The organism is Verrucosispora sp. WMMC514, from assembly GCF_027497295.1.
Lineage (GTDB): Bacteria > Actinomycetota > Actinomycetes > Mycobacteriales > Micromonosporaceae > Micromonospora > Micromonospora palythoicola.
Genome location: NZ_CP114906.1, coordinates 2774864 through 2793661 on the forward strand (window position 1 = coordinate 2774864; position 18798 = coordinate 2793661).

Sequence of the window (18798 nt, forward strand, 5' to 3'; positions counted from 1 at the left end):
GGCCGACCCGGGCCTCCGGTGCGCCGGCCGGCTCGGATCAGGCCGTCCAGACCGCCCAGGCACCCGGCTCGGTCCACCAGGACCGCTTGCGCGTCAGCTGCCCCGCCACACCGTCGTCCAGATACGGCAGCGCCGCCTCGTCCCGGGGCAGCACCGACGCGGCCCGGCCGCGGGCCCGCCGGACCTCCAGGCGTACCCGGCGCCGACCCCACCGGGACCGGGTGACCACCGGTACGGCCACCGCCACCTCGACCAGGCCGTCGGTCGGGTCGGGGCCGGCCAGCAGCGTCACGTCGTCGAGCCGGGCGTAGCCGCCCGCGTTGCCGATCGCGCAGGCGAGCAACGGTTCGTCGCCGTTCGACAGCACGGCGTCGTCCACCTCGACCCGGCCGCGCCAGGGCAGCGGGGTGCCGTCCTCACCGGCGGCACCGAGCAGCACGCCGTCCAGCGTCACCGAGCCGCCGTCGTGGCGTAGCAGGTCGAGTCGGCGTGGTGAGCCGTCCAGCACCGCGGCCGCCACCGCCGCCGGGTCGCGGGGCAGCCCCAACTGCGCGGCGAGGTCGCGGTGCGTCGTGCCCCGGGCCGGATCGAGCGGCAGTACGCCGACCGGTGGCAGGTCCGGCATCGTCCGGTTGCCGGCCAGGTCGGTCGGGCGGCGACTGGGCGGTGGGGCGTACCGGCGCACCATGCGGCGGAGCACGGCGCGCAACTGTGCGTCACCGGCCACGGCGACCACGAGCCGGGTCTTGGTATCGGCGTCCGGCCAGGTGAGCCCGTCGGGGCGGGGCGGCCCGTCCAGCCGGGCCAGCACCTGGTCGATCTCCGCGTCCGACCGGGCGGTCACCGTCTCGACCCGGGCACCCCGGGCGGTCAGCGCATCGGAGCAGGCCAGCACCGGTACGCGTGGTGTCTCGCAGCGTTCCTCGCGCTCCTTGGCGGCGTCGGTGCCGCCACCACAGCAGGCTCCGCCGCTGCCACACGCGGCTCCCGGAGCGTCCCGCTCGGAGCCGAGGGTGAGCAGCACCACGTCGTACACGGGTAGCGCCTCCTGCTGTTGCCGACGCGACCCCTGCCGGTCGCGCCGTCACTACTTGTTAGCCTGACACCCCGGGCTCGCTGACCGGTCGCCATCTGGCACCCGAGCCTTCTGGAGGCGAGAAGATGCCAGCGATCGTGCTCCTCGGTGCCCAGTGGGGCGACGAGGGCAAGGGCAAGGTTACCGACCAGCTGGGTGGGCGGGTCGACTACGTCGTCCGCTTCTCCGGCGGCAACAACGCCGGTCACACGGTGATCACCCCGGACGGGCAAAAGTACGCCCTGCACCTGATGCCGTCGGGCGCGCTCTCCCCGAACGCCGTGATCGTCATCGGCAACGGCGTGGTGGTCGACCCCAAGGTGCTGCTCAGCGAGATCGACGGCCTGGCCGAGCGGGGTGTCGACGTGTCCCGGCTGCGGATCTCCGGCGACGCGCACCTGATCATGCCGCACCACCGGGCGCTCGACCGGGTGGTGGAGCGGTACCTGGGCAGCTCGCGGATCGGCACCACCGGGCGGGGCATCGGCCCGGCGTACGGCGACAAGGTGGCCCGGATGGGCATCCGGGTGCAGGACCTGCTGGACCCGGGGATCCTGCGCAAGAAGCTGGAACTCGCGTTGCGCGAGAAGAACCAGGTGCTGTTCAAGGTCTACAACCGCAAGGCGATCGACGTCGACGCCACCATCGAGGAATACCTCGAGTACGCGGAGCGGCTGCGGCCGTACATCGCGGAGACCCGGGCGATGCTCTGGGACGCGCTGGACCGTGGCGACACCGTCCTGCTGGAGGGTGCCCAGGCCACCATGCTCGACATGGACCACGGCACCTATCCCTTCGTCACCTCGTCCAATCCGACGGCCGGCGGGGCGTGCGTGGGCACCGGCATCCCACCGACCGCGATCACGAAGGTGATCGCGGTGAGCAAGGCGTACACCACCCGGGTCGGTTCGGGGCCCTTCCCCACCGAGTTGTTCGACGACAACGGCCAGCACCTGCGCAAGGTCGGCCACGAGTACGGCACCACCACCGGTCGGGAACGCCGCTGCGGCTGGTTCGACGCGGTCGTCGCCCGGTACGCCTGCCGCGTCAACGGCGTCACCGATCTGGTGATCACCAAGCTGGACGTGCTCACCGGCCTGCCCACGGTGCCGATCTGCGTCGGCTACGAGATCAACGGCAAACGGGTCGACGACATGCCGATGACCCAGACCGACTTCCACCACGCCGCCCCGATCTACGAAGAGCACCCCGGCTGGTGGGAAGACATCACCAAGGCACGCACCGAGGACGACCTCCCCGAAAACGCCAAACGCTACATCGCCCGCATCGAAGAACTCTGCGGAACCCGCGTCAGCGTCGTAGGCGTAGGCCCCGGCCGCGAAGAAAACGTAACCCGCCACCCCCTCCTCCCTTAACCCCCACCCCACCCCACCACCACCCCGCCACCTCCCCGTTGATCAAGAAGTTTTGGTCTGAAATAAGCGCTCGCCCGACGCAAACTTCTTGATCAACGGGCGAGGATGGTTGGTTGTCCACAGGGTTGTCCACAGGGGCTGCGGGGGTGGGTGCGTGGTGGACAGGGTGGGTGGGTGGATGCGTCTCAGCTGTTGAGTCGAGTGGCTGCCGGGCAGGGTGGAGTGGTGACGGCGGCGCAGGCGTTGTCCGCCGGCTACACCCGTGACCAGATCCGACATATGGTTCGGTCGGGACGCTGGGCGAGGGTGGCCCGCGGGCGGTTCCTGCCCGACCCTGCGCTGGATGTGCTCCGCCATCGTCGGGCGCGGATCGGCGCTGCGGTGGACAGCCTGGGACCCGGGGCGGTGGCAGTCCTCGGCACGGCTGCTGAGCTGCACGGCGTCGCCGGCCTCCGGCCCACCGCAACGATCCACGTGTCGGTACCGCCGGGCAGTCCTCGACCGCAGCGTCGCGGCGACCCCGGGCTCGTGGTGCACCAGCTCACGCTGGGGTCGGCGGATGTGGACGTCGTTGCCGGCATTCCGGTCACCAGTGCCGTGCGTACCGTTGCCGACGTCATCCTCCGGGTGGGTCGCTACCCGGCGGTCTGCGTCCTGGACTCGGCGCTGAACCGACAGCTTGTCACCGAGGCCGACTTCGCGGCGATCCCAGCGCTGATCGCCGGCCGGCGGGGAGCAGTGGCGGCGCGGAAACGGCTGGCCGAGGCGGACGGCCGTGCGCAGTCCCCGCTGGAGACCCGTACCCGCCTGAGGTGCGTCGACGGAGGCGTGCCACCGGATGTTCTGCAGGTGGAGGTGCGCGATCACGACGGATACCTGCTCGGTATCGGCGACCTGGGCTGGCGAGAACCGAGGGTCATCGCCGAGGCGGACGGCGCAGCTCCGCACCGCACACCCCAGGCGGTCTACGAGGACCGGCTCCGACAGAACCGTCTCATCAACGCCGGCTGGAAGATCCTCCGTTTCACCTGGTCCGACACCCTCCGCCCCGACTACATACCCACAACCGTGCGCCGCGCCTTGGGTAGATGACCAAGAGCTTCTGGTCACACGGACGCCATATCTGAGACGAAAACTTCTTGATCAACGGGATCGGCGGAGGGGTCGGTAGGATGACTCGGCGTGCGGGTTCTTCTTCTTGGTGGTGGTGGGCGGGAGCATGCGCTCGCCCTGGCGTTGGCCGATGATCCGTCCGTCGAGGCGCTGATCGCGGCACCTGGCAATCCGGGGATCGCGGCGGTGGCGCAGCTGCGGGCCGTCGACCCGGTCGATCCGGTGGCGGTGGCGGGGCTCGCCGTCGAGGTGGGCGCGGACCTGGTCGTGATCGGGCCGGAGGCGCCACTTGTCGCGGGGGTCGCCGACGCGGTTCGGGCAAAGGGCATCGCGGTCTTCGGGCCGTCGGCCGAGGCGGCCCGCCTGGAGGGCTCCAAGACCTTCGCCAAGGAGGTGATGACCGCCGCCGGTGTCCCCACCGCACGGGCCTACCCGTGCACCGACGAGGCGAGCACGGCCGCCGCCCTGGACCGGTTCGACCCGCCGTACGTGGTCAAGAACGACGGGCTCGCCGCCGGCAAGGGCGTGGTGGTCACCGACGAGCGCGCCGCAGCCGAGGCGCACGCCCGCGAGTGCGGTCGCGTGGTGATCGAGGAGTACCTCGCCGGCCCCGAGGTGTCGCTGTTCGTGGTCACCGACGGCGAGACGGCGGTGCCGCTGCTGCCGGCGCAGGACTTCAAGCGGGTCGGCGACGGCGACAGCGGGCCGAACACCGGCGGCATGGGGGCGTACGCGCCGCTGCCGTGGGCGCCGCCGGATCTGGTGGACGAGGTCATGCGGGACGTGGTGCACCCGACGCTGACCGAGATGCGCCGCCGGGGCACGCCCTTCTCCGGCCTGCTCTACGTCGGGCTGGCGATCACCGCTGACGGCCCCCGCGTGATCGAGTTCAACGCCCGCTTCGGTGACCCCGAGACCCAGGTGGTGCTCGCGCTGCTGGAGACGCCGCTGGGTGGGCTGCTGCACGCCGCCGCCACCGGCGCCCTTGCCGACCATCCGCCGCTGCGCTGGCGTACCGGCGCCGCGGTAACGGTGGTGGTCGCCGCCGAGGGCTATCCGGCGGGGCCGCGTACCGGCGACGTGATCACCGGCGGCGAACAGCCCGGCGTGATCCACGCGGGCACCGCCCGCCGGGCCGCCGACGGCGCCCTGCTCTCCGCCGGCGGCCGGGTCCTCTGTGGTACGGCCACCGGCCCGGACCTGGCCGCCGCCCGCGACGCCGCCTACCAGGTGGTACGCGGAATCGAGCTGCCCGGATCGCACTATCGCCGGGACATCGCCGCCGCCGCCATCGACGGCCTGATCACCCTGCCCGGCTGATGGGCGCCTGCCGGTCCGCCCCACCGGTGCTGAGGGTGCTCGCCGCACCGTTGCCGTGACGCGTCCCGTCCGTTGGTGAAAGCCAACCGCCGACCGTGCAACTCGACGCACCGGTGGTGGCGTCTCTAACCGGTGAGGGAGGTGGGATGGACGCCGACGAGTTCGAGACGTTCGTACGGGAGTCCGCACCGACGCTGCGTCGGTACGCCCGCGCCGTCACCGCCGATCCGGGCCGGGCCGAGGAACTCCTCGAGCAGACCTACGTGCGGGTGGCCACGTCGTGGCAGCGACTCCTGGCCGACGGCAGTCCGCTCGGGTACGCGAAGGTCGCCATGGTCCGGCTGCACGTGAGCCGGCTGCGGACGATCGCCCGTCGGGTCCGGTCGTTGCCGACCGCCCGAAGGCCGGTGAGTGCCGAGGCCGGTGGGCCGGACGACGGTCACCTGCGCCGGCTGCTCGCCGGGCTCGCCCCGTTGCAACGGGTGGTGCTGGTGATGACCTATCTGGACGATCTGGACGACGAGTCGATCGCGGCGGCGATCGGGCGCCGCCCGGGGACCGTGCGATCGCTGCGTCATCGCGCCCTCGACACCGTGCGGGACGGGTTGCCGATCACCCGGGTACGCCCGGAAGTGGAGGCGGCGGGATGACCGACGTCCGGGACGCGCTGCGTCGGGTGTGGACCACCGAGTCCGGGTCGCCCGCGCCGGACCCGCTGCCGGCGGTGCGGGCCCGGCTGCGCCGTCGTCGCCGGGTGCGGGCCACCGCCGCCGCGCTCGCCTCGTGCGCGGTCGTCGGCTTGGCGGTGCTCATGGCGGTGACGGCACGGCACGACGAACCTGCGCCGCCCCCCGCCGGACCGCCGGCCAGCCCGGTCGCACCCGGGCTGCGGGGCCTGCCGCCCGGTCTGCGGCCGGTCGACGCCACCGACGCGGTGCTGCGGATGGCCCGGCCGGAGGTGGTGCCGGCCGGCACCCGGTCGGCGTACGAGGGAACCGGCCCGGTTTCCCGGGTGGTCGCGGTGACCGACTTCGAGGCTCCACCGGGCCTGCCCGGCACACCGCGCGAGGTGACCGTCCCGACCAGTGCCGAGGTGCTGGCCACGGATGAGCCGGCGACGTCCACGGCGTACCTGTCGGCGTGGGCACCGGACGGGCGCTGCTGGTTCCTGGCGGTGACGGCGGCAGACGCGGAGACCCGGTGGTCGACACTGGACGCCCTGATCGAGGTCAATCTCGGTTGAGCGGCCGTTCAGGCCGGCTGGACCGGCCGATCGGCCACCGTTGGGCGTTGACATCCCGTGTCACGATCATCGTGCCGGTGGCCGGCCAGGGCCATCGCAACGGGGAGGGAGGACGCGGTGACCGGCTTTGTCGGTGCGGCGCTCAGCTTTCCGACCGTGCTGTTCAGCTTCCTTCTGGTGGTGGTCGTCGGCTACTGGCTGCTGGTGTTGACCGGCGTGCTGGATCTCGGCGACGACCTCGACGTCGACGGCGTACCGGGCACCGTGCTGGCCGGTCTCGGCCTGGGCGGTGTGCCCAGTGCCGTCATCTTCTCCCTGCTCGTGGCCGTGGCCTGGTTCGTCAGTCTCGCCGGCACCGCCCTGCTGGACGGTCTCGGGCTCGGCTCCGGCACCCGGATCGTCGTCTCGGTCGGTGTCCTGCTGGGCGCCGCGGCCTGCGCCTGGCTGGTGACCCGGCTGGTCGCGGTGCCGTTGAGCCGACTCTTCCCCACCGAGACGGACGCCACCCGGCACGCCTTCGTCGGTCGCCTCTGCGTCGTGCGCACCGGTACGGTCACCGCCGACTTCGGTCAGGCCGAGGTGACCGCAGCCGACGGTTCGTCGGCGGTGGTGCAGATCCGGCAGCCGGGCGAGGAGCGGATGCCGGCCGGCAGCTCCGCGTTGATCTACGACTACGACACCGACGGCGAGTTCTTCTGGGTGATGCCCGCCGGACCCGCCTTCGATCCGCTGAGACACGTACCCGAATAGCTCACCACCAATCCGCCGAGCGCAGCCGGCCCACCCCCTTAGGCCGGCCCGCCCCACGCTGCCCCTGAGCCGCCCCGAAAGGAGGATGCGCGGCGTCCCGTCCGGCCGCCTCGGCCGGTCGCCATCGCACGCGCGCCCAGCCATGGATGTCATCACCACCGGTATAGGCGTACTCCTCGCCGTTGTCCTGCTCGTCGCGCTCGGCGTGGTGTTCATGGTCAGCCGGCTGTTCCGGAAGGTCGAGCAGGGCAAGGCCCTGATCGTGTCGAAGGTGCGGCGGGTCGACGTGACCTTCACCGGCGCGGTCGTGCTGCCCGTCCTGCACAAGGCCGAGACCATGGACATCTCGGTCAAGACCATCGACATCGAACGGACCGGCAACGAGGGTCTGATCTGCCGCGACAACATCCGGGCGGACATCCGGATCACCTTCTTCGTCCGGGTCAACAAGACCGTCGAGGACGTCATCAAGGTGGCGCAGGCGATCGGCACCGCGCGGGCCAGCGACCGGGAGACCCTCCAGGAGCTGTTCAACGCGAAGTTCTCCGAGGCGCTCAAGACGGTCGGCAAGCAGCTCGACTTCGTCGACCTCTACACCAAGCGCGACGAGTTCCGGGACCAGATCATCCGGGTGATCGGCACCGACCTCAACGGCTACAGCCTGGAGGACGCGGCGATCGACTTCCTGGAGCAGACGCCGATGGCGCAGCTCGACCCGAAGAACATCCTCGACGCCCAGGGCATCCGGAAGATCACCGAGCTGACCGCGCTGGAGCACGTGCGGACCAACGAGTTCCGCCGCAGCGAGGAGAAGGAGATCACCCGGCAGAACGTCGACGCCCGGGAGGCGATCCTGGAGCTGGAGCGCCGGCAGGCGGACGCCGAGGCCAAGCAGCGCCGCGAGATCGAGACGGTACGCGCCCGCGAGGACGCTGAGGTCACCCGGGTACGCGCGGAGGAGCGCCTGCGGGCGGAGACGGCGAACATCCGTACCGACGAGCAGTTGGGCATCCAGCACGAGAACCGGGCCCGGGAGATCGCGGTCGCCGAGAAGAACCGTGAGCGGGTCATCGCCATCGAGACCGAGCGGATCGAGAAGGACCGCCTGCTGGAGGTGATCGGCCGGGACCGGGAGACCGAGCTGAGCACGATCGCCAAGGACAAGGAGGTCGAGGCCGAGAAGCGGGCCATCGCCGAGGTGATCCGGGAGCGGATCGCGGTGGAGAAGACCGTGGCCGAGCAGGAGGAGAACATCAAGCGGCTGCGGGTGGTCGAGGAGGCCGAGCGGACCCGGCAGGCGATTGTCATCCAGGCCGAGGCCGAGGCGCAGGAGAATCTGGTCAAGGACATCAAGGCGGCGGAGGCAGCCGAGGCGGCGGCGAAGCACAAGGCCCGCGAGGAACTGGTGCTGGCCGAGGCCCGGCAGCAGGCCGCCGAGCTGGACACCCGGGCGAAGATCCGACTGGCCGAAGGCGTCCAGGCCGAGGCGGCCGCGGCCGGCCTGGCCGACGTGCAGGTTCAGGAGCGTAGCGCCGAGGCGATCGAGAAGGTCGGACGCGCCGAGGCCGCCGTCGAGCGGGAGAAGGCCGTGGCCGCCGCCGAGGCGGTGCGCGAGAAGCTGAAGGGTGAGGCCGAGGGTCTCACCGAGAAGGCCGCCGCGATGGCCGCGCTCGACGACGCGACCCGGGAGCACGAGGAGTACCGGCTGCGCCTGGAACTGGAGAAGGAGGTCCGGCTGGCCGGGCTGGACACCCAGCGTCAGGTCGCCGAGGCACAGGCCAAGCTGGTCGCCACCGGCCTGGAGAAGGCGAACATCGACATCGTCGGCGGCGACAGCGTGTTCTTCGACCGGCTGCTCAGCTCGATCTCGTACGGCAAGAGCGTGGACGGTTTCGTGGCGCACTCGGACGTGGCGAAGAATCTCGCCCAGCCGTGGCTGGACGGCACCGCCAGCTTCACCGACGACCTGGCCCGGATGGTCGGCTCGATCGACAGCGCCGACGTGCAGAACCTCACCCTCTCGGCGTTCCTGATGCAGCAGATGCGCTCCGGCGGTGGGGACAAGGGCAAGCTCCAGGAGCTGCTGAAGGCCGCGCAACGCCTCGGCGTGGCGGAGACTCCGGTCGCCGCCCTGACCGGTCCACGGCAGCGCGCCGGTGAGTGAGCCGACCACCGGTCCGGCCGCCGTCGGGCGTACGCCCGGCGACGCCGGACCGGCTCCGGCCGCCCCGGATCCGACCGGGCCGGGGGCCGCGGACGCCGGTACCCGGCCGGGACTGGACGACGGCAGCTACGAGGTGCTGCGGCGGCGGCTCGCCACCCAGGCCGCCGAGCTGGCCCGGCGGGCGGAGGCGCTCAACGCCCGCCGACTGGAGGTCTTCGGCAGCACCGAGCTGCGGCTGCTGAGCACCGAGCGGATCCGTACGGAGCACAACTGCGTACCCCGGGACATCGTCTCGGTGGGCGGGCTGATGCTGTTCGGCTACAACGTCTTCATCGGGTTGAAGCCGGAGACCACCGTCGACGACGTCTTCTCGCTGCACCGGTTCGGTCGCGAGCCCGGAAAACCCGGCGACGGCGGTGACGGCGGGCCGGCGGTGGCCGGGTTCCGGTTCGACGAGGCGGGCCACGACGAGCTGCCCGGCCTGCTCCGCGACCCGCAGTTCGTCCGCGACTTCGGTGAGCTGTACCGCTACTACCGGCAGGCCCGCCTGCTGCAACTGCGTCGGGTCGACGGTCGGCTGCTGGCGGTGTTCCAGACCGGGCCGCGCACCGAGGACATCCGGGTGCTGCGGTGGCGGGTCGGCGTCGACGGGATGCCCGAGTACCTGGACAGCCGGGGCGAGCGGGACCACGTCTTCCCGCCGTCGCACGACTTCGAGTGGACCGAGACGACCCGTGAGGACCACGTACTCGGCCGGCACCCGCACATCTCCATCGACGGCCAGGTCTTCGTGGAGACGGTCGGCGGCACGCTGACCGTGAAGGTGGAGAACAACACCGAGGTCGGCGAGGGCGTCTACAGCGAGCCGGTGGACGAGCCGTTGCAGAGCCTCGCCGACGCCGACGTGCACTGGGCCCGGGTGGGGCCGCTGATCCTGTTGCGGCTGCGGCCGTACAAGGAGACGCAGTGGCGGCACCTGGTGTTCAACACGCTCACCCGGGAGGTGGTCCGGCTCGACGGCATCGGCGTCGCCTGCCAACGGCTTCCGGAGGACCACGGCATCATCTTCCCGGGCGGGTACCACCTGGTCACCGGCGTCACCAGGACGTTCGACACCGATGTGTCGGAGCTGGAGTTCGAGCGGGTGGTGCGCTCACCCAACGGCGAGGACGTGCTCTACGTCTTCCACGCCCGCGCCGACGGCCGCAGCCTGCTGCTGCCGTACAACGCGATCCGCAAGGAGGTGGCCGCGCCGATCCCGTGCCACGGTTTCTCGCTGTTCGACGACGGCACCCTCGTGGTGTTCCGGGCCGTGTCCGAGGAACCGACCCGGGTGCATCCGATGCAGGTCTGGCAGACGCCATACGTCTCGGACGCGTACGCGGCGGCGCAGCCGGCCGGCACCGGGCCGCTGGAACGGGTCGGCAACGCCGACCTGGTACGCGGCATCTCGGACTGCCTCTCGGCGGCCCGGATGGTCGACGGCACCGCCACCGCCGAGGTCTACGACGCGTTGCTCGCCGCCTGCGCCCGGATCACCGACCACTACCACTGGCTCGGCGAGGACGACCTCGGCGACCTGGCCACCCCGCTGGCCGGGCTGCGTCGCACCGCCGCGGCCGTGCTGGAGGAGCACGAGAAGGTCCGGACCCTCACCGAGCGGGCCCGGGCCGAACTGGACGACAGCGCCGAGCAGATCGCCTCGCTGGCCCGTCGGGCGCGCGGCGAGGCGCCGCTGACCGCCGACGACTGGGTCACCCAGTTGGGCGGCCTGCGCCGCGCCCGGGGGCACCTGGAGACGCTGCGGGAGCTGCGCTACGTCGATCACGCCCGGATCGACGAGCTGGCCGGTCGACTCGACGAGGAACTGGCGGTGGCCGGTCGCCGGGCGGTGGAGTTCCTGCGCCGCGACGAGGCGTTCACCGGTTACCAGCAGGAGGTGGCGCGGCTCGCCACGAAGGCCGCCGAGATCGGCACGGTGGCCGAGGCGGGCACCGTCCACGACGAACTGGCCGCGCGTACCGACGGACTGCAGACCATCACCGACGTGGTCGGCGGGTTGGACATCGCCGACGCGACGGTCCGCACCGGCATCCTGGGCCGCGTCGGCGAGGTGCTGGGCGCGGTCAACCGGGCCCGCGCGGTGCTGGACAAGCGCCGCCGGGAGCTGGCCGCCGCGGAGGGCCGGGCCGGCTTCGCCGCCGAGTTCGCCCTGCTCGGGCAGGCGGTCACCGGTGCGCTGGCGGCGGCGGACACCGCCGAGCGCTGCGACGAGCAACTGGGTCGGCTGCTGCTGCGGGTGGAGGAGCTGGAGTCCCGGTTCGGCGAGTTCGACGACTTCCTCGCCGAACTGGCCACCCGCCGCACCGACATCTACGAGGCGTTCTCCTCCCGCAAGCAGGCGCTGCTGGACGAGCGGGCCCGCCGGGCCGACCGGCTCGTCGCCTCGGCCGAACGGATCCTGGTGAGCGTGCACCGGCGAGCCGGCACCCTCGGCTCGCTCGACGACATCAACACCTACTTCGCGGCCGATCCGATGGTGGACAAGCTGCGCGCGGTGGTCGAGGAGCTGCGTACCCTCGGCGACGCGGTGCGGGCCGAGGAGCTGGACGGCCGGGTCCGGGCCGCCCGCCAGGAGGCCGGGCGTGGCCTGCGCGACCGGCTCGACCTGTACGCCGACGGCGGCGAGACGATCCGGCTGGGCCGGCACCGTTTCGCGGTGAACACCCAACCGATCGACGTGGCGGTGGTGCCGGCCGAGGGTCGGATGGTGGTGGCGGTGACGGGCACCGACTACCGCGCCCCGGTACGCGACGAGGAGTTCCAGCAGACCCGACGGTTCTGGGACCAGTTGCTGGTCTCCGAGTCGGCGCAGGTGTACCGGGCCGAGTACCTGGCCACCGCGATCCTGGCCGCCGCCGAGGCCGGTCGCGACGGGCCCGACCTCGACGAGTTGCACACGGCGGCGGTGGACGCCGACGGGCTGCGGGAGCTGGTCCGGCGGATCGCCGAGACCCGCTACGACGAGGGATACGAGCGTGGCGTGCACGACCACGACGCGGCCGAGATCCTGCGGGTGCTGCTGCGCCTGCACGCCGGCGCGGGACTGTTGCGCTATCCGCCGGCCGACCGCGCCGCCGCCCAACTCTTCTGGCGGTACGCCACCGACGAGTCGACCCGGTCGACCTGGACAGCACGCGCCGCCTCGCTGGCCCGGGCCCGGGCGCGGTTCGGTCGCCCGGACGGCGCGGACGCCGCCGACCTGCTCTGTGGTCAACTGGCCGAGGCGATCGAGGTGTTCCTGCGCGAGGCCGGACTGCCGGTGCCGCCCGGTGGCAGCGCGCTCGCCGGGGAGTACCTGTTCGCCGAACTCGCCGCTCCTCCGGTGCGGTTCGTCACCGGTGGCGGGGCGCGTACCCTGCTGGACCGGTTCCGCCGGGCGCTCGGTGGCCCGCAGTCCCGTTCCTCCCGGGAGTTCGACGACGACCTGCGGGCGCTCGGTGACGACCTGGCCGGCCGGTACCAGCTCGTCGAGGCGTGGCTGACCGCCTTCCTGGCCACCGACGACGGCGGCCTGTCCGGTTACGACCTGCCGGAGGCGGTCGCCGTCGAGCTGTGCGGCCCCGACCTGGCCCGGGAGGACAGCGCGGCGACGATGACGGAGACGGTCGGCGACCTGCTCGGCGCGCATCCGCGCATCGACGGCTCCACTCTCGACGTACGGCTGGACGAGACGCTGGCCCGGACCCGCGCGTTCCGCACCGACCTGGTCCCGGCGTACCGGGACTACCAGCGGCGACGCAACGCGCTGGTGGAGGTCGAGCGGGAGCGGTTGCGGCTGGAGGAGTACCGGCCGAAGGTGATGAACGCCTTCGTCCGCAACCGGCTACTCGACGAGGTGTACCTGCCGCTGATCGGCGACAACCTGGCCCGGCAGCTCGGCGCGACCGGCGACGGCAAGCGGGTCGACCAGTCCGGCCTGCTGTTGCTGATCTCACCGCCCGGCTACGGCAAGACCACCCTGATGGAGTACGTGGCCAGCCGGCTCGGCCTGGTCTTCGTCAAGGTCAACGGGCCGGCGCTGGGCTCGAAGGTCACCTCGCTGGACCCGGCGGAGGCACCCGACGCCACCGCCCGGCAGGAGGTCGAGAAGATCTCCTTCGCCCTTGAGCTGGGCAACAACGTGCTGCTCTACCTGGACGATATCCAGCACACCAACCCGGAGCTGTTGCAGAAGTTCATCTCGCTCTGCGACGGGCAACGCCGGATGGAGGGTGTCTGGGCGGGCCGGACCCGCACGTACGACCTGCGCGGCAAGCGGTTCGCGGTGTGCATGGCGGGCAACCCGTACACCGAGTCGGGGAAGCGGTTCCGGGTGCCGGACATGCTCGCCAACCGGGCCGACGTGTGGAACCTCGGCGACGTGCTCTCCGGGCGGGAGGAGGTCTTCGCGCTCAGCTACGTCGAGAACGCGCTCACCGCGAACCCGGTGCTGGCACCGCTGTCCGGGCGGGACCGCGCCGACCTGGAGCTGCTGGTGCGGATGGCCCGGGGCGACGACACGGTCCGCGCCGACCAGTTGTCCCACCCGTACCAGCCGGTGGAGCTGGAGCAGGTCGTTTCGGTGCTGCGCAAGCTGCTGCGGGTGCAGCAGGTGGTGCTGGCCAACAACCAGGCGTACATCGCCTCGGCGGCACAGTCCGACGACGCCCGCACCGAACCGCCGTTCCAGCTCCAGGGGTCGTACCGGAACATGAACAAGCTGGCCGAGCGGATCGTCCCGGTGCTCACCGACGAGGAGCTGGAGGCGGTGATCGACGATCACTACCTGGGTGAGGCGCAGACCCTGGCGGCCGGCGCGGAGGCGAACCTGCTCAAGCTCGCCGAGCTGCGCGGTCGGCTCACGCCGGAGCAGGCCGCCCGCTGGGCCGAGGTGAAGGACGCCTTCCAGCGCTCGCGGGCGCTCGGCGGGGCCGGCGACGACCCGGTCGACCGGGCGGTCGGCGCGCTCGGCCTGCTCGCCGACCGGGTCGGCGGCGTCGCCGCCGCCATCGGCCGCGCCACCGAACGTCCCTGACCTGGCCGGGCAACCCCGGCCACCCCCGCCGCCGTTTGAGGGGTGAGGCGAGGAGGTGGCCGGGTTGCCGGTGGACTACGAGGGTTACCGCGAGTACGTCGCGGCGCGGCTGGATCCGCTGCGGCGTACCGCGTACCTGCTGTGCGGTGACTGGCACACCGCCGACGACCTGGTGTCGACGGCGTTGGTCAAGCTGCTGCGGCACTGGCGACGGGTGTCCGCGATGGACAATCCCGACGCGTACGTGCGGCGTACCCTGCTGCGGGTCTGGCTGGACGAACGCCGCCGGCCATGGCGGCGCGAGGACGCCTGGTCCGAAGTACCGGATCGGGCGGTCATCCCGGCCGTCGAGGGTACGGCGGACCGGCTGGCCATCCTCGCCCTGCTTGCCGAGTTGCCGCCGCGCCGCCGGGCGGTCCTGGTGCTCCGCTACTTCTGTGACCTCTCGGTGGAGGAGACCGCCCGGGAGCTCGGCTGTACCCCTGGAACTGTGAAGAGTCAGGCTGCCCGGGCCATCGAGACGCTCCGTGGGCGACTCGTCGGCGGTGCGGCCGGAGATGAGGAGGTGTCTGTTCATGCATGAGCTGTCCCGGAAGCTGCATGCTGCGACCGAAGCGCCCACTCCGAGCCGGATCGACGTGGAGGCGCTCATCGCCGGTGAGCGGCTGCGTCGCCGTCGCGTCCGGCTGATGGCCGGCAGTGCGGTGCTGGTCGCAGCGGTGGCGCTCGCTCCGACGTTGCTTGCTGGTCCTGGCCCCGGATCGAGTCGTCCACAGCCCGCGATGCCAGCCGCTGCTCTGCCGCCGGCGCTCTGTCCGGTGCCGGAGGATCCGGGCCGACCAAGCCCGGAGTCGTACGACACGGTACGCCCGCGCCCCACCGAACCGCCGGAGGATGCCGTGGCGAGGCTGACCGGGGTCCTGCGCCCGATGCTGGAGACTCGGCTGCCGGGGGACGTGACGGCGCAGGGGGGCTGGGTGCCTCGCGACTGCGACCTCATCCAGTTCACCTACGACCCGACGTATCAGGATTACCGGGCACATGCGGTGCTGAGCGGCGGCGGGCTGACGAACTACCTCGTGGTGACCGTCCAGCCGACCGGAACCGATCTACCGGTCCCGTGCGCGGACCGCTCCGTCCACGTGGACTGCACCAGCACCCGGCTGGCCGACGGCAGCGTCCTCGTCTCCAGACTCAGTCGCGTTGGCGAGTTCGGTCACGAGCAGCGATCGGCGCAGCTACGGCGGGCGGACGGTACGACCGTCACAGTGCTCGGCACCAACCTGGAACTGCGGGAGCGGCCGGTCGGCCGGCCGACGACGCGGGTGGATCCGCCGCTGCTCAGCCTGGAACAGTTGGCTGCGCTCGCCCAGGAACCCGGTCTGACCCTCCACCCCTGAGCCGGCGGCGGATGTCAGCCGTAGTAGCGGCGCAGTTCGCGGGTGAGCACCTTGCCGGTGGCGTTGCGGGGCAGGTACCTGACGAAGACGACGTCGCGGGGCACCGAGAAGCGGGCCAGGTAGTGCCGGACGTACTCGCGGACCGCCTCGGCGTCGAGGGTTTCGCCGGGGTACAGGGCGAGGAAGGCGGCGAGCCGCTGGCCGTAGTCGGGGTCGGGTACGCCGATGACGGCGGCCTCCCGCACCTGGGGGAGCTGGGTGAGCAGCTGTTCCACCTCGGCGGGAAAGACGTTCTCCCCGCCGGAGACGATCATGTCGTCGGCGCGGCCGTCCACGAAGAGCAGTCCGTCGGTGTTGACCCGGCCCAGATCGCCGGTGTCCAGCAGGCCGTCGTGCCGAGCCCGGTCGGCCCCCGAGGTGTAGCCCTCGAAGAGCATCTCGTTGCCGACCAGGATCCGCCCGACCCGGCCGGCGGCCACCGGTCGACCATCGTCGTCGACGATCTCCAGCCGGGTTCCGTGCGGCGGTCTGCCCGCGGTGGTGGGTGCCCGTCGCAGGTCGGCAGGGGGGGCGATGGAGGCCCAGGAAGCCTCGGTCGACCCGTAGAGGTTGTAGAGCACGTCGCCGTAGGTGTCCATGAACTCCGCCGGCAGCCCGCCGGGCAGCGCCGAGCCGCTCACCGCGACCACCTTCAGCGGTGGCCGGCGCTCCGGCGGCGGCAGCTCCATCAGTCGTTGCAGCATCACCGGCACCGCGAACAGCGCCTGACAGCGGTGCCGCACCAAGGCGTCGAGGGTGGCGGCCGGGTCGAAGCGTCGGTGCAGCACGATCGTGGCCCGCAGGGCGAAGCAGACCTGTAGGGCCGCGTACCCCCAGGTGTGGAAGATCGGGGCGGCGATCAGCACCCGGTCGCGGACGTGCAGCGGGATCCGGTCGATGATGGAGACCAGCGGGCCGAAGCCGTTCGGGGTGGGCCGGCGGGCGCCCCGGGGTGCACCGGTGGTGCCGGAGGTGAGCACGATGATCCGGCCGTCCCGCTCGGGCGGGCGCAGTTCGCCGGGAAGCGCGGTGTCGATCAGTTCGTTGCGGGCCTGCTCATCGAGACGGTGCAGGTCCGCCGGCAACCCGAGGGTCCGCTCGGTGAACTCGTCGTCGTGCACCAGGATCCGCATTCGCTGCTCCTGCGCCACGGTGGCCAGTTGCGCCGCTGAGAGACCGGTGTTGACCAGCACCGCGTCGGCGCCCAGCAGGGTGGCGGCGACGATGGTCTCGATCAGGCCCGGGTGGTTGCGACCGAGCACGGCGATCCGGTCGCCGGCCTGGACGCCGAGCGCGGCGCGCAGCGCCCGGGCGAGCCGCGTGGACCGGTCGAGCAGTTCGGCGTACGTCAGCTCGGTGCCCTGCTCGTCGATGACGGCGACCCGGCCCGGGTCCCGGGCCGCCGCCTGGCGCAGTTCACCGGCGAGGCTCCAACCCCACTTGCGTAGCGCGCTGAGCTGCGACGCGACGCGGATCGGACGACCCGGGGCGAGCAGCCCCCGCCGGGTCAGCGTGGTGACGATGAACGGCAAATCCATGTCAGCGGATCGGCATCCCGGAGATCGCCCGGGAGATGACCAGCCGCTGGATCTCCGAGGTGCCCTCGAAGATGGTGTAGATCTTGGCGTCCCGGTACCAGCGTTCGACCGGGTGGTCCCGGAGGAAGCCGGCACCACCGAGCAGTTGGACCGCCTTCTCGGTCACCGAGACGGCCACCTCGCCGGCCTTGAGCTTGGACATCGAGCCCTCACCGGCGGTGAACGGCCGGTTGTTGCGGCCTATCCAGGAGGCCCGCCAGACCAGCAGCCGGGCGGCGTCGATCTCCATCCGCATGTCGGCCAGCGCGAACGCGACCGCCTGGTTGGTGATGATCGGGCGACCGAACTGCACGCGTTCCTTCGCGTACGCCAGGGCGTACTCGTAGGCGGCCCGGGCCACGCCGAGCGCCTGCGCGCCGACGGTGGGTCGGGACAGCTCGAACGTACGCATCGCGGCCTGGCCGGAGGCGCGTTGCCCGGAGCGGGCGCGGGCCAGGCGTTCCGCCAACGCCTCCTTGCCGCCGAGCAGGCACCGACCCGGTACCCGGACGTCGTCGAGGAAGACGTCGGCCGTGTGTGAGGCGCGCAGGCCGAGCTTGCGCAGCTTGCGGGTGGCGGAGAGGCCGGCGGTGCCCGGTGGTACGACGAACGCGGCCTGTCCCCGCGAGCCCAGTTCCGGTTCGACGGAGGCGGTCACCACGTGCACCCCGGCGATCCCGCCGTTGGTGGCGTACGCCTTCTGCCCGCTCAGCACCCACTCGTCGGTGGCCTCGTCGTAGGTCGCCCGGGTACGCATGGCGGCGACGTCCGAACCGGCCTCCGGCTCCGAGCTGCAGAAGGCGGCGACGGCCGGGGAGTCGGCGTCGCCGAAGCACTGCGGCACCCATTCGACGAGCTGGTCCGGGGTGCCGGCGCCGTAGATGGCGGCGACCGCGAGCGAGGTGCCGAAGATGCTCAGCCCGATCCCGGCGTCGCCCCAGAACAGTTCCTCGCTGGCGATCGGCAGCGACAGCCCGGTGGGATCGGCCCAGCAGGTGGCGAGGAACTCGAAGCCGTAGAGCCCGACCTTCGCCGCCTCCTGGATGATCGGCCAGGGGGTCTCCTCTCGGGCGTCCCACTCGGCCGCGGCTGGGCGCACGACCTCGCTGGCGAAGCCGTGCACCCAGTCCCGTAGATCCCGCTGTTCCTCGTTCAGGTCGAGCGAGAACTCGGCCATGTCAGGCCTTGGGGATGTCGAAGAGGTTCGCGATGTTGGCGGCCAGGCCCAGGTCACCCTTTGCCTTGAGCTTGCCGGTCATGAACATCATGACCGGGTTGGCGCCGCCGGAGACGATCTTCAGGAACTCGACCGGGCCCATGGTCAGGCTGAGCCGGGGGTCGTGCTGCGGCGTCTCGTTGACCGTGCAGGTGCCGTCGGCGATGACCACCTCGTAGGTGTCGGTGCCGCCGTCCGGGGCGCCGGTGATGTTCCAGTGGATGACCGCGTTGGTGGAGCCGGCCCGGTCGGCGCGGAACAGCTGCGGCATCCGCCCGAAGACCTCACCGAGGATCTTGCCGCGCAGGTCACCGGACATCACCTCGGCCAGCTTGCTCTCCGGGGTGTTCTTGACGAGCTGGGCGAACTCCTTCGGGCCGACGTTCGCGAAGTTGGCCGGGTCGAAGTCAGTCATGGGAAGGCACCTCTCGGACAGTGGCTACTCGTG

14 protein-coding genes are annotated in these 18798 nt (G+C 71.8%); 10 read left to right on the forward strand and 4 right to left on the reverse strand.

All coding sequences use genetic code 11. From position 1 onward, the window contains the following. Positions 1-37: 37 nt before the first annotated feature. Complete coding sequence (locus O7597_RS12410; protein ID WP_269740426.1) at positions 38-1036, reverse strand: hypothetical protein; 999 nt, start codon at positions 1034-1036, stop codon at positions 38-40. A gap of 125 nt (positions 1037-1161) precedes the next feature. On the opposite strand from O7597_RS12410, the gene O7597_RS12415 reads away from it, so the two are divergent. The 10 genes from O7597_RS12415 (at position 1162) to O7597_RS12460 (ending at position 15518) form a co-directional block, all read left to right on the forward strand. Next, positions 1162-2451, forward strand: a complete 1290-nt coding sequence (locus tag O7597_RS12415) for an adenylosuccinate synthase (protein WP_281582777.1) — start codon at positions 1162-1164, stop codon at positions 2449-2451. Positions 2452-2625: 174 nt separating this feature from the next. Further along, positions 2626-3543, forward strand: a complete 918-nt coding sequence (locus O7597_RS12420; protein ID WP_281582778.1) for a type IV toxin-antitoxin system AbiEi family antitoxin domain-containing protein — start codon at positions 2626-2628, stop codon at positions 3541-3543. 90 nt (positions 3544-3633) lie between these two features. Then, a complete protein-coding gene (gene purD / locus O7597_RS12425; RefSeq protein ID WP_281582779.1) occupies positions 3634-4884 on the forward strand; it encodes a phosphoribosylamine--glycine ligase in 1251 nt (416 codons plus the stop codon). Between the two features lie 146 nt (positions 4885-5030). Next, positions 5031-5534, forward strand: coding sequence for an RNA polymerase sigma factor (locus O7597_RS12430; protein ID WP_269740422.1), 504 nt, complete (start codon positions 5031-5033; stop codon positions 5532-5534). Further along, a complete protein-coding gene (locus O7597_RS12435) occupies positions 5531-6127 on the forward strand; it encodes a hypothetical protein (RefSeq protein ID WP_269740421.1) in 597 nt (198 codons plus the stop codon). The genes O7597_RS12430 and O7597_RS12435 overlap by 4 nt, the downstream gene beginning before the upstream one ends. A gap of 117 nt (positions 6128-6244) precedes the next feature. Continuing rightward, on the forward strand, positions 6245-6877 hold the full coding sequence (locus O7597_RS12440) for a hypothetical protein (RefSeq protein ID WP_281582780.1): 633 nt from the start codon (positions 6245-6247) through the stop codon (positions 6875-6877). Between the two features lie 142 nt (positions 6878-7019). Further along, positions 7020-9041 carry an SPFH domain-containing protein gene (locus O7597_RS12445; protein ID WP_269740419.1) on the forward strand — a complete coding sequence of 674 codons (2022 nt, stop codon included), beginning with the start codon at positions 7020-7022 and terminating at the stop codon, positions 9039-9041. Next, positions 9034-14118, forward strand: coding sequence for a DNA repair ATPase (locus O7597_RS12450; protein ID WP_281582781.1), 5085 nt, complete (start codon positions 9034-9036; stop codon positions 14116-14118). Before O7597_RS12445 ends, O7597_RS12450 begins: the two co-directional genes overlap by 8 nt. A 64-nt stretch (positions 14119-14182) precedes the next feature. After that, positions 14183-14701, forward strand: a complete 519-nt coding sequence (locus tag O7597_RS12455) for a SigE family RNA polymerase sigma factor (protein ID WP_281583241.1) — start codon at positions 14183-14185, stop codon at positions 14699-14701. Beyond that, on the forward strand, positions 14694-15518 hold the full coding sequence (locus tag O7597_RS12460) for a hypothetical protein (protein WP_281582782.1): 825 nt from the start codon (positions 14694-14696) through the stop codon (positions 15516-15518). Before O7597_RS12455 ends, O7597_RS12460 begins: the two co-directional genes overlap by 8 nt. Positions 15519-15532: 14 nt before the next feature. On the opposite strand, the gene O7597_RS12465 is transcribed toward O7597_RS12460, so the two are convergent. Genes O7597_RS12465 through O7597_RS12475 form a run of 3 tightly spaced genes read right to left on the reverse strand, consistent with a single transcriptional unit; the run spans position 15533 to position 18765 of the window. Continuing rightward, on the reverse strand, positions 15533-17095 hold the full coding sequence (locus tag O7597_RS12465; protein WP_281582783.1) for an AMP-binding protein: 1563 nt from the start codon (positions 17093-17095) through the stop codon (positions 15533-15535). A 1-nt stretch (position 17096) separates the two neighbouring features. Further along, positions 17097-18311: an acyl-CoA dehydrogenase family protein gene (locus tag O7597_RS12470; RefSeq protein WP_281582784.1), complete on the reverse strand. Its 1215-nt coding sequence runs from the start codon at positions 18309-18311 to the stop codon at positions 17097-17099. Between the two features lies 1 nt (position 18312). Beyond that, positions 18313-18765 (reverse strand): SCP2 sterol-binding domain-containing protein, encoded by a 453-nt coding sequence (locus O7597_RS12475; RefSeq protein WP_093403799.1) that lies wholly within the window; start codon positions 18763-18765, stop codon positions 18313-18315. Between the last annotated feature and the right edge of the window lie 33 nt (positions 18766-18798).

What these genes read in the sequence shown, in the direction of transcription:
- O7597_RS12475 (WP_093403799.1), bottom strand. Translation starts at nt 18,765, where the DNA reads ATGACTGACTTCGACCCGGCCAACTTCGCGAACGTCGGCCCGAAGGAG.
- O7597_RS12430 (WP_269740422.1), top strand. Translation starts at nt 5,031, where the DNA reads ATGGACGCCGACGAGTTCGAGACGTTCGTACGGGAGTCCGCACCGACG.
- O7597_RS12470 (WP_281582784.1), bottom strand. Translation starts at nt 18,311, where the DNA reads ATGGCCGAGTTCTCGCTCGACCTGAACGAGGAACAGCGGGATCTACGG.
- O7597_RS12465 (WP_281582783.1), bottom strand. Translation starts at nt 17,095, where the DNA reads ATGGATTTGCCGTTCATCGTCACCACGCTGACCCGGCGGGGGCTGCTC.
- O7597_RS12460 (WP_281582782.1), top strand. Translation starts at nt 14,694, where the DNA reads ATGCATGAGCTGTCCCGGAAGCTGCATGCTGCGACCGAAGCGCCCACT.
- O7597_RS12435 (WP_269740421.1), top strand. Translation starts at nt 5,531, where the DNA reads ATGACCGACGTCCGGGACGCGCTGCGTCGGGTGTGGACCACCGAGTCC.
- O7597_RS12415 (WP_281582777.1), top strand. Translation starts at nt 1,162, where the DNA reads ATGCCAGCGATCGTGCTCCTCGGTGCCCAGTGGGGCGACGAGGGCAAG.
- O7597_RS12445 (WP_269740419.1), top strand. Translation starts at nt 7,020, where the DNA reads ATGGATGTCATCACCACCGGTATAGGCGTACTCCTCGCCGTTGTCCTG.